Source organism: Pseudarthrobacter niigatensis, assembly GCF_030812615.1.
Taxonomy (GTDB): domain Bacteria; phylum Actinomycetota; class Actinomycetes; order Actinomycetales; family Micrococcaceae; genus Arthrobacter; species Arthrobacter niigatensis.
In genome coordinates this window covers 163881-174764 of record NZ_JAUSTB010000008.1, presented here as the reverse complement: position 1 = coordinate 174764, position 10884 = coordinate 163881, and the positions used below count along the sequence as shown (strand labels likewise).

Sequence of the window (10884 nt, the reverse complement as noted above, 5' to 3'; positions counted from 1 at the left end):
ATGACGTTCCAGCCGTCGCCGACCTTGATGCGCCAGCCGAAGAGGCCGTTGCCTTGGCCCGGGTAGGTCCAGAGGGTGCCGTTGGTGTCGCGGGCGACGAGGTCGGGTTTGCCGTCTCCGGTGAGGTCTCCTGCTGCGCTGATGGCGGTCATGACGTTCCAGCCGTCGCCGACCTTGATGCGCCAGCCGAAGAGGCCGTTGCCTTGGCCCGGGTAGGTCCAGAGGGTGCCGTTGGTGTCGCGGGCAATCAGGTCGGGTTTGCCGTCTCCGGTGAGGTCTCCTGCTGCGCTGACCGCGGTCATGACGTTCCAGCCGTCGCCGACCTTGATGCGCCAGCCGAACAGGCCATTCCCCTGGCCCGGATAGGTCCATAGGCTCCCGTTGCCGTCCTGTGCCAGCAGGTCGGCCTTGCCGTCGCTGGTGAAGTCCCTCGCCGCCGGAGCCGCAGCCGGGCCGGTGAAGAGCAGGCGGTTGGGGGTTCCCGCTGACACGTTGGTGACAGTGCCCTGGGTGGCGGCGGACGTGAGCTCCGCTGCCACCGCAGCCGGCGTCTGCTGCGGGTTCCGCGACAAGGAAAGCGCCGCAGCACCGGCAACGTGGGGAGACGCCATGGACGTGCCGCTCAGCGTAGCGACCGAGGTGGTGGAGGTGTCCCAGTCGGACTGGATGCCCACCCCCGGGGCGTACAGGTCAACGCAGCTTCCGTAATTCGAGAACCCTGCCTGCCGGTCCGAGGAATCGGTGGCGGCCACGGTCAAGGCCTCGGGCACCCGCGCCGGGGAGGTGGTGCAGGCATCCACCGCGGCGTTGCCGGCTGCCACCACGGCTGTGACGCCGTCATTAATGATTCCCCTGAGTGCGTCATCCAGCGTGGTGCTGGTGGGGCCGCCAATGCTGAGGTTGGCCACCGCGGGGGTGCCGGCGGCATGCTGGGAGGCGATCCAGTCCAGACCGGCGATGACGTCCGAGTCATAGCCGGAACCGTCGCAGCCGAGCACCCGCACCGGAACCACGCTCGCTGATTTGGCCACCCCATAGGTTTTCCCGGCGATGATGCCGGCGACATGCGTTCCGTGGCCGTTGCAGTCGCTGCTGCCCTTGCCGTCGGCGATGGCGGTCCAGCCCGGGGCCACCCGGCCGCCAAAGTCGGTGTTTTCCGCCAGGACCCCGGTGTCGATGACGTAGGTGCTGACGCCGGCGCCGCTGGCCGTGGGCGTGAACGTGTCTGAGAGCGGGAGCGCGCGCTGGTCGATCCTGTCCAGGCCCCAGGGCGGTGACTGCTGGGTATCGGCAACTGTCACGGGCAGGTCCGGCTCAATCAGGGCGACACGGGGCGAACGGGCCAAGGCAGCCGCCTGTGCCTTGGTGGCGGTGATGGCCGCGCCCCGGACTGCTGCGGAGAAGGTCCTGCCAATGCGCACTCCCTGGACCTGCAGGGACTGGGCTTCCGTGGCCACGTCCGAGCCCTTGGTGAACCTGACCAGGTAGCGGCCCTCGTCGCTGGCCAGGGGATTGGCTGCCTGCGCGTTACCGCTGATCGCCGGCGAGGGCGGTGGAGCGACGGTCACCGCTGGGGTGAGCGCCGTGGCCGGCGGCGCCGCCAGCATCACGGCAGCAGCGGCCAGCACCGCACCGGCGGGCCGGCGGATTCGCTTGGAAAATGACATGCTTGTGCTCCCCAGCTTTCGGCGGAAACGGGGGAACCGTTCCCTGGTCCACAGCCCGTTCCTGCCCCGGAGCCCCGGCTGAGCCCGGGGCCGGTTCTCCAGCGCAGGCATGGGGCCTGGGCAGAGGAAGCTGTTTCCCGACCCATGGTACAACTCCGGAATTCAAGAGGCGACGGTGAAAGTGCTGGTGCATCCTTCGACGGCGCGGACTTTGGTCCCTGTTCGGGCGTAACCCTCAGGCGTAGCTTGAATGTGGGTCCCACGGCCGCGGGACCCACATCCAAGGGGGCATCATGACCAAGCCCAGGCTTACGGCATTCAGCGTTCTCGGGCTCACCGGCTTGCTGGTCCTCACCGGCTGCTTTGGCCCACCGGCGCCGGGGCCCGCCACCAGTTCCGCGGCCCCGGGCCCCACGGCCGGCAGCACCAGTCCAGGCACGACGGCGAGCCCCACCACCACGGCGGCCCCGACTTCGCCGGCCACCACCTCAGCCGCGCCCACCGCCCCGGCTTCCGCGCCGCCGTCGTCCGCCCCGGCAAGCCCGCCGCCCACGCAGGAGCCAACGCAGGAACCTGCCCCCACCACCGGACTCCCCGAGCAAGTTGCCCCGCTGACCATCTACTACGTTGCGGTGGGCGACAACGGCGTCTCGGGGCCCAGGATCGGCTGCGGTGACAGCCTGGTGGCCACCACCACGGCACCCGTCCGCTTCACCGATCAGGTGGGCCCCAGCGTTGGGACCCTGCTGGCCAACAAGAGCCGGGACGTGGGCATGTCCGGGCTGGTCAATGTCCTGTACCAGTCGAACCTGTCCTATGTGGCAGGCGAGCTGGACGGCAGCACCATCACTATCTGGCTCACCGGGCAGTTCATGCTGGGCGGGGTCTGCGACGTTCCACGGGCAAAAGCGCAGCTTGAGTACACGGCCATGGCCGCCTCCGGGGCCACCAGCGCCCAGGTGTTCGTCAACGGCCGCCCCATCGACGAGGTGCTCAGCCTGAAGTAACCGGAAAGGCGGACTGCCGCCGCCGTCGTACCCTTGCCTTAGGTTAAAGCCACGAAGCCCAAGCGTCCGAACGGATCGGCATGACAGACGTGAACGTCCGGGAGCGCAGCTCCCTCCAGCTGGCCATCACTGATGCCGCAAGCCTGACGGCGGAGCAAACGCTGGAACGCCTTGGATCCGCGCCCGGCGGCCTCACCGGGGAAGAGGCGGCCGCCCGCCTGGAACAGCTTGGCCCCAACGCCGTCCGCACCCACCGCGCCAACGCCTGGGCAGTGCTGGGACGGCAGTTCGCCAGCCCCATCCTCATCCTCCTGATGGTGACCGCCGGCCTGTCCCTGTTCCTGGGCGACGCCACCAATTCCATCGTCATCGGTGTGATCCTGCTGGCCAGCGTCGGCCTCGGCTTCACCAACGAATACCGCGCGGAACGCGCCTCCGAGGCCCTGCATGACCGCGTGACGCACCGTGCCGTGGCGCTCCGTGGGGGAAGCACCAGGGAAGTGGACGTTACCGCCCTGGTACCGGGCGACGTCGTGCATCTCTCCCTGGGTGCCATCATCCCGGCGGACATCCGGCTTCTGACCACCAACAACCTTCTCTGTGATGAAAGCATCCTCACCGGGGAGTCCCAGCCTGCGGCCAAGGAAGCTGCTCCCGTCGCTGCCGGTTCAGCACTGGGAGACCTCACCTCCTGCGTGTTCATGGGCACGGTGGTCCAGTCAGGCGGCTGCACCGGGGTGGTGGTTGCCACCGGCGGCCGTGCCGAATTCGGGCGCATCGCACTGGGCCTTGGCGAGAGGCAGCCGCAGACCGAGTTCCAGCTGGGACTCAAACGGTTCTCCTTCCTGCTGCTCCAGGTAGCAATGGTGCTCACCTCCCTGATCTTCGTGGCCAACCTGCTGCTGCAACGTCCGCTCATCGAATCCCTGCTGTTCTCGCTGGCCATTGCGGTCGGCATCACCCCGCAGTTGCTCCCCGCCGTGGTAAGCACCTCCCTGGCCACCGGCACCCGGCAGCTGGCCAAGCGGAAGGTGCTGGTCAAACGCCTGGTGTGCATCGAGGACCTGGGGGACATGGACATCCTGGTCACCGACAAGACCGGCACCCTGACGGAGGGCAGGATCAGCTTCACCGGTGCGCTGCCGGCTTCCCCGGAGACGTCCGACGACGGCCTGCTCACCCTGGGCCTGCTGGCCACCGAGACCGACTACAGGGATGCCAAAAATTCCCCGGCCGGGCAGAACCCGCTGGACGCCGCCCTGTGGGGCAGCCCCGGGGCGTCCGGTTTCGACCCCGGACGCTTCGAGCGGGTGGACCTTATCGGCTTCGACCACCAACGCCGCCGCACCACAGTGCTGGTCCGGGACAACGGCGGCCCCGCGCAGCTGGTCACCAAGGGCGCCCCGGAGGACATCCTGGCCCTCTGCGGACCCACCCCGCCTGCCGTGCAGGCCCTGCTGGACGAACAGTTCGACGCCGGCTCCCGTGTGGTTGCCGTCGCCACCCGCCCGGCCCCGGAGCTGGACAGGCTGACCCCGGCGGACGAGCGCAACCTGGCCCTGGCCGGTTTCCTCGTCTTCCTTGACCGCCCCAAAGCCAATGCCCGGCAGTCCCTGGACCTCCTGGAGGCACTGGGCATCTCGGTGAAGATCGCCACCGGGGACAACGCCAAGGTGGCGGAGAAGGTCTGCGCCGACCTGGACGTGGTCTCCGGCGGCACCCTCACCGGGGCCCAGGTTGAAGCCATGTCCGACGCCGACCTCGCCGCCGCCGCCAGGACGGCAACGATCTTCGCGCGCGTGTCGCCCGAACAAAAAGCACGCATCATCACCCTGCTGCGCCTCAGCGGCGGGTCCGTGGGCTTCATGGGTGACGGCGTCAACGACGCGCTGGCACTCCACAAGGCGGACATCGGCATCTCCGTCGATACCGCGACTGACGTTGCCAAGGACGCGGCCGACGTCGTCCTCCTGGACAAGGACCTGGGGGTCCTGGCGGAGGGCGTGATGGAGGGCCGGCGGATCTTCGCCAACACCATCAAATATGTACTGATGGGCACCTCCAGCAACTTCGGCAATATGTTCAGCGCGGCCGTGGCCTCGGTGGTGCTGAGTTTCCTGCCCATGCTGCCGGGCCAGATCCTGCTGAACAACCTGCTCTACGACTCCGGGCAGCTGGCCATTCCGGGGGACCGGGTGGACAAGGAGCAGTTGCGGGCGCCATCGCACTGGGACATTGCCTTCATCCGGCGGTTCATGCTGCTCTTCGGGCCGATCAGCTCTCTTTTCGACTTCGCTACGTTCGCGCTGATGCTGTTCGTGTTCACCGCCGCGCCGGGGGAGTTCCGCGCCGGCTGGTTCATTGAATCCATCGCCACCCAGACGCTGATCATCTTCGCCATCCGGACCCGGCGGGTCCCCTTCCTGCGGAGCCGGCCCTCAGCAGGCCTGATCGCCGCCTCGCTGGGAGTGGTGGCCGTGGGCATCTTCCTGCCGCTGTCACCGGTGGCCGCAGTGCTGGGCTTCGACCCCTTGCCGGTGCCGTTCTTCCTGGCCCTGCTGGGCATGGTGGTGGTGTACCTGGTGCTGGTGGAGGTGGCCAAGCAATGGTTCTTCGCACGTGACGCCCAGCAGCTGGCCGCCCCGCCGCCGCCCGTCCGGCGCCGCAAGGATACGCACCACATTGCCCGGCGGGCCTTCCGGTTCAGCATCCCCGTCAAGGTACCCCCGCTTTCGGTCCCTGCATCCCGGAAGAACCTGCTGGGGGGCAGAAGGGCACGGCGGGCGGGCCCCGTCCGTAACCTTTAGCGCGTGCAGTGCCGGGCGTTGTTAGCATGGGAAAGGAGACGCTGGGGGCTTTCAAATATCGGATCCGGGGTGATGCAGCCCGCCGTGGATGCGACCGATTTCGGAGCGTTTTTCATGTGGCGTGAACCTATAAGGCGACGGACCCGGGAACTCCTGCGGGAGTTCGTAGAGCGGGCTGATGATCTTGTCCGGGCACAGGAACACGTCGAGGGGCTGCTCGGCGCAGTTGTCTCCATGACGGAGGACCTGAGCCTGGAGGCAGTCCTGGACCGCTTGGTGCAGTCTGCCTGCGAACTGGTGGGGGCGCGGTACGGGGCCCTGGGCGTCATCGGCGACGACCAGCAGCTGAGCCACTTCATCACCGTGGGCATCGATGACGAAGGTGCCCGCGTGATCGGCGACCTGCCCACCGGGCATGGCGTGTTGGGCCAGCTGATCCGCGAACCCAAGCCGTTGCGGCTCCATGACCTGGGCGAGCACCCCATGGCGGTGGGCTTTCCTCCCAACCACCCGCCCATGGGCACCTTCCTGGGCGTCCCGGTCCGGGTCCGGAACGAGGTCTTCGGGAACCTTTACTTGACCGAAAAAATCGGTGGGCAGGATTTCACGGGGGAGGACGAGGACCTGGCGGTTGCCCTGGCGGCCGCCGCCGGTGTGGCCATCCAGAACGCAAAGCTGTTTGATGACAGCAGGCGCCGCCAGCGCTGGCTGGAAGCGGGCATGGAGGTCAGCGACCGCCTGAAGGACCAGCCGCGCTCGGACACCGAGAACCTGGACATGATCGCCGAACGCGCCCTGAACGCCTCTTCCTCGGTCCTGTCCCTGATCGCATCGGTGGGGCCCGACGGAACGATCAGGTGCCGGACCTCCGTGGGTGCCCAGTCGATGCCCGGCGGCCAGGAACTGCCCGCCGCCGCCATCCTGTCCGAAGTGCTGGAGACGGGGGAGTCCAAGGTCCTGACGGACCCGCTCCTGGTGTTCGATCCGACGTCGGCCGAGAAGCTGGGCCCGGTCCTGGTGGCCGCGCTGGGCAGCAACAGTGACGGCCACCGCGACAGCGTCCTGGTCCTGGCCCGGGGCGTTGGGGGCGTCCGGTATACGGACGTAGATGCTGAGCAAAGCGCAGTGTTTGCCTCCCGGATCGGGCTGACGCTGGACCTGCTCAAGGCGAACCAGTTGCGCGAAGAGCACGCCCTGTTCATCGACCGGGAACGGATCGCAGCGGACCTTCACGACCTGGTGATCCAGCGGCTCTTCGCTGCCGGGCTGAGTATCCAGGGACTGCGCCGCTACACCGCGGACCCGCCTGCCCATGAACGGCGCATCGCCGGGATCACCGCAGAACTGGATGACTGCATCCACCAGCTCCGGGACACCATCTACTCCCTGCAGGCCCGTGAACCCGACAAGGAACTCCTGAGCGGGCGCGTGCTGCGTGCCGTCCAGGAAGCAGCTAACGCTTCCGGTTTCCTCCCCAGGATCCAGTTCTCCGGGCCGGTGGACGACGCCGTAGGCGACGAGGTCGCCGCACAGTTGCTCCCGGTACTCCACGAAAGCGTCAGCAATGCCGTCAGGCATTCGGGATCAGAGGACATCGCCATCCTGCTCGCCGTCCAGGATAACGACGTGGTCCTCACGGTCCGCGATACCGGGCGCGGGTTCAAGGATCCGCAGCGGGTCAGCGGCCTGACCAACATGAGGAACCGGGCCACCCGCCTGGGGGGTGAGTGCATCATCGACAGCGTCCCCGGCAAAGGCACCAGTGTGACGTGGAGAGCGCCCGCTACCGGCTGACCGCCGTACTTGGTCAGTGCAGCAGTTCCCACGCCCGGGGGATGGGCGCGGGTATCAGGTGGACCCGCCGCCGGAAGCCGAGCTTCTGGAGCACGGCGGAAACGCTGGCGCCGACGACGGCCTCGGTCATGACCAGCTCCTGCCCGATCTGGTGGTTGCTCAGCCCGCGTGCCATGAGGGCGAGCACGCTCCGCTCCGTCCGTGTCATGGCTGTGAGCCACGGCGCGGAAGCGGTGGCGTAGAGGCTTTCGGCCACCCGCTCCCTGACCCCAGGACCCATGGGCTGTATGCCGGCGGCGGTGACGCGGAGGCAGTTGATCAAAGCGTCATGGTCTCCGATCCGCTTGAGCACATACCCTGACGCGCCCGCCAGGACCGCTGCGCGCACCGCATGCTGTTCGTCCCAGCCGGTAAGGATCAGGCACTTCACGTCCGGGTCGGTGGAGCGCAAATTCCGGCACACCTCGATGCCCGTGCCGTCCGGCAGCCTGTCGTCGAGCACCACGATGTCAGGCTGCAGGATGTGGATCAAGCGGCCCGCCTCCGCAGCCGATCCGCTTTCGCCAACAACATCGAATCCGGCGTGCTCGAGCAGGTCCGCCAGGCCACGGCGGACCATCTCGTGGTCATTGAGGACGAACACCCGGACGGGCAGGGCCGGGAACGCGGCCCCTCCAGTGGGGTCTGCAGGTGTGTTCATTAAGACGCTCTCATCGGTTCGACGCCCTCCCCGGCTGCCCTCTCCCTGCAGCCGCCCCTCTGGAAGGAACCACATTTATTCATCCAGCACTTGTGGCCGCCACTCCATGCCCGGCGCTGTGACGGTGGATTCCGGAGCCTCCCGGGGGATGCTGCAGACAACGCAGATGGTGTTGTGTTCCGGACCAGTCACCCATTGGTGGGACTCCTCCAGACGGTATTCATACCGTCCGCCGAGCTCCTGGAGCCGGTTCAGCGCCACGCTGGCATTTTCCCATGAACTCCAGAAGCCCACTAGCCCGCCGTCATCCCTGGAAATGGCGTTACACCCGCCGTCGCCCAGCCGGGCCGCGGCGCCCAGGCCTGCCGGGTAGTCACCGCCATACACCGCCCTGTATTCGTCCTCGGTTGCCATGTACTCACCACCCCGTCCCGGATCAGGCGGCCTTCTTTTGCGGTGCGAGGAATACCTCCAGCGCCTGGAGCGTGGCCACGGCATCATGGAACGCCGGGTTTTGGTGCGGGTGCAGGCGGTCCAGCAGGCCGGCGTTGTGCTGCAGGCGGCGCCGCGCGGTGCGGACGGCGCGGACGGCGAGGTCGAGGTCTTCCGGCCGCCGTGGCAGGGCGATGTTCATGCACTGGATCGACGCAAGGGCAACGGCCAGGACGTTCGCGTCGAGCTGCTGCCCGGCTGCGCGGTGGCCGCGCAGCCGGGAGGCAAATGCGTCCCAAATGTCCCGCGCTGCCGTCCGTGCCACCTCTGTCCGGGCCTGGTTCGCCGGCAGCCCCTGGTCCAGGAACTCCTGATAGAGGGAATCGAACCGGACGGCCAGCTCTTCGGCTTCCTTCCCGGACCCACCGGCAGGAGCTGATTCGGAGATGAAGTTGGAAGGGTGGAGCAGCATCGCGCGCCGTCGCGCCGCTTCTGCCTGCGGCAATCGGGCGGGACGGAACGTGAGGATGTGAGCGGACATGGCGGTCCTTTCAAAATCCAGGCGGCCGGATGCGGCTGCGCACCGGCGGGCATCCCAGCGGATGCCTCCGGCGGAAAGTCACTGGGGGTACGACGGGCTGCTCCCGCCCCGCACTGAGGGGACTTGGATGCTGCCCCCACCAGAATGCCAAGCGACCGCAGCCCGGCTATAGGGCTGAAGGTCCTGTTATCGCAGGGAGTCCCGCGACCAATCAGGGCGGACGGGGGCTTAGTGCCCTGTTGTGGGCTTTGGGGCCGCCCTAGCCTGAGATGGGCGGCGCGGTGCACGGCCGCATGCCGGAACCGGGAGGTGCACGGTGAAATCTGCAAACACCAGCGTCATCGCGGGCGTGATCCTCATTGCCCTGGGCGTGCTGTTGCTCCTTGACCGGCTGGGCGTCATGGACACCGCGGCATTCACGGCGCCGCTGATCTTCACGGCCGTGGGGGTTCTGTTCCTGTCCCTGTTCATCCGCCGCCGGGACAACTGGTGGGCGGCCATCCCCGGATCCGTGTTCCTAGGCCTGGCAGCGGTTGTCGCGGCCACCGAGCTCACAGGGGGTGCATGGGGGGCCGCTTTCCTGTTCCTTTTCATGGGTGCCGGATTCGTGGCCGTTTTCGTGCGCGAACGTACCAACTGGTGGGCACTGATACCTTCCGGCGTCATGTTTACGCTGGCGCTCATCGTGGGCCTCCCGCCGCAACTGCAAGGAACGCCTACCGCAGCCATCCTCTTCCTCGGCCTGGCCGCAACTTTCGGGCTGCTGTCAGTAGTCCCGGTCCACACCACGGACATCGCCGGCAGCCACGCGGAGCGGATGAGGTGGCCATTGATCCCGGCCGGCATCCTCGCCGTCATGGGGCTGATCTTCGTTCTCCAGGCAACGGCGCTGCTCATTCCGGTGGACGTTGCCTTCCCTGCGGTGATGATCCTCGCCGGCCTCGCCCTCATGGTGTACGCGTACCTGGCTCACCGCGACGGGCGGCAGAAGGCGCACCGCCCGGGACCGCGCGCAGGCTAGAGGACCCGCCCCGCCAGATGGCAGGTCCCGGCAGTCCCGGGCAAGCGCATTGCCGCCAAATGCCATCTCGCGGGTCAGTGCGGGCTAGGAAAGTGCCTGCGCCTCTGCCCGGTCCCAGTGCGTTCGCAGCAGCGCCGCGACCCGTTCGGGTTCCGCACGGTGCGGGGGATCGAAGTGGTGCCGTCCGGGAAATACCTCCAGCCGGTAATCGGCGAAGACGCGGGACAAGCGGGCGGCGTTGTCCCCCTGCTCATCCGGGCTGCTCATGCCGCCGAGGACAAAGAGCACCGGCTTTTCGAAGGCAGCCAGCCGGCTGCGGTCCAGGTCATATGTTTCGAACGCGTGCAGGAACGCGCTGATGCCCGCCGGCCGCTTGGCCATCCATGGCGGGGGTGGGCCGGGCGGCGGAGGCGGCAGGACGGCGTCGGGCTTCACCTGCAGCCGCATGAAGGATGCCATGAATTGCTCCGGCGGAAGGGCCGCCAGTTCACCGTACCGGTGCCACAGCCGCGTGTGCTCGGGGCTCCAGTCCCAGGCGCCCGCCCAGGCCGGCTCCAGCAGGGCCAGGCTCAGCAGCCGTTCCGGGTGCCGGGCTGTGAGCGCCAGGGCCGCTGCACCGCCACCCGAATAGCCCAGCAGGTGGAAGGCATCCCAGCCGCGGGCGTCCGCCTCGCGGAGCACGCCGTCTCCCTCTGTGTCCAGGCTCCAGCCAGGCGGTGGCGCGTCATCTCGGTAGAGCTCCAAGTCCTTGGCCACGGCATCAACGCTTTCTCCCAGGGCTCCCAGCAGCGCGCCATAGGCAGGACCGGCGGGCAGGACACTGCCGGGAAGCAGGATCACGCGGTACGGTTCCACGACAATGGCTCCTTCAGGCGGCCCGTCAGCCGCGCGCTGCCAGATGTGCTGGTTTCCTCC

9 protein-coding genes are annotated in these 10884 nt (G+C 67.9%); 4 read left to right on the top strand and 5 right to left on the bottom strand.

The window, feature by feature from the left end:
- Window positions 1-1667, bottom strand: a 1667-nt coding sequence (locus J2T23_RS13540; protein ID WP_307360708.1) for a S8 family serine peptidase, incomplete at its 3' end; no start/stop codon positions are given.
- Between the two features lie 293 nt (window positions 1668-1960).
- On the opposite strand from J2T23_RS13540, the gene J2T23_RS13535 reads away from it, so the two are divergent.
- From J2T23_RS13535 to J2T23_RS13525, 3 genes are all read left to right on the top strand, one after another.
- Complete coding sequence (locus tag J2T23_RS13535) at window positions 1961-2674, top strand: hypothetical protein (protein WP_307360705.1); 714 nt, start codon at window positions 1961-1963, stop codon at window positions 2672-2674.
- Window positions 2675-2754: 80 nt separating this feature from the next.
- Window positions 2755-5481, top strand: coding sequence for a magnesium-translocating P-type ATPase (gene mgtA / locus J2T23_RS13530; protein ID WP_307360703.1), 2727 nt, complete (start codon window positions 2755-2757; stop codon window positions 5479-5481).
- A gap of 114 nt (window positions 5482-5595) precedes the next feature.
- Window positions 5596-7275: a GAF domain-containing sensor histidine kinase gene (locus J2T23_RS13525; RefSeq protein WP_307360716.1), complete on the top strand. Its 1680-nt coding sequence runs from the start codon at window positions 5596-5598 to the stop codon at window positions 7273-7275.
- A gap of 13 nt (window positions 7276-7288) precedes the next feature.
- On the opposite strand, the gene J2T23_RS13520 is transcribed toward J2T23_RS13525, so the two are convergent.
- From J2T23_RS13520 to J2T23_RS13510, 3 genes are all read right to left on the bottom strand, one after another.
- Window positions 7289-7975 (bottom strand): response regulator, encoded by a 687-nt coding sequence (locus tag J2T23_RS13520; RefSeq protein WP_141161270.1) that lies wholly within the window; start codon window positions 7973-7975, stop codon window positions 7289-7291.
- A 75-nt stretch (window positions 7976-8050) separates the two neighbouring features.
- Complete coding sequence (locus J2T23_RS13515) at window positions 8051-8389, bottom strand: hypothetical protein (RefSeq protein WP_210418905.1); 339 nt, start codon at window positions 8387-8389, stop codon at window positions 8051-8053.
- A gap of 22 nt (window positions 8390-8411) precedes the next feature.
- Window positions 8412-8948 (bottom strand): hypothetical protein, encoded by a 537-nt coding sequence (locus J2T23_RS13510; RefSeq protein ID WP_307360698.1) that lies wholly within the window; start codon window positions 8946-8948, stop codon window positions 8412-8414.
- A 316-nt stretch (window positions 8949-9264) separates the two neighbouring features.
- Between J2T23_RS13510 and J2T23_RS13505 the strand changes: the two genes are divergently transcribed.
- Window positions 9265-9969, top strand: coding sequence for a LiaF transmembrane domain-containing protein (locus tag J2T23_RS13505; RefSeq protein WP_307360696.1), 705 nt, complete (start codon window positions 9265-9267; stop codon window positions 9967-9969).
- 84 nt (window positions 9970-10053) lie between these two features.
- On the opposite strand, the gene J2T23_RS13500 is transcribed toward J2T23_RS13505, so the two are convergent.
- Window positions 10054-10824, bottom strand: coding sequence for an alpha/beta fold hydrolase (locus tag J2T23_RS13500; protein ID WP_307360693.1), 771 nt, complete (start codon window positions 10822-10824; stop codon window positions 10054-10056).
- Window positions 10825-10884 lie beyond the last annotated feature (60 nt).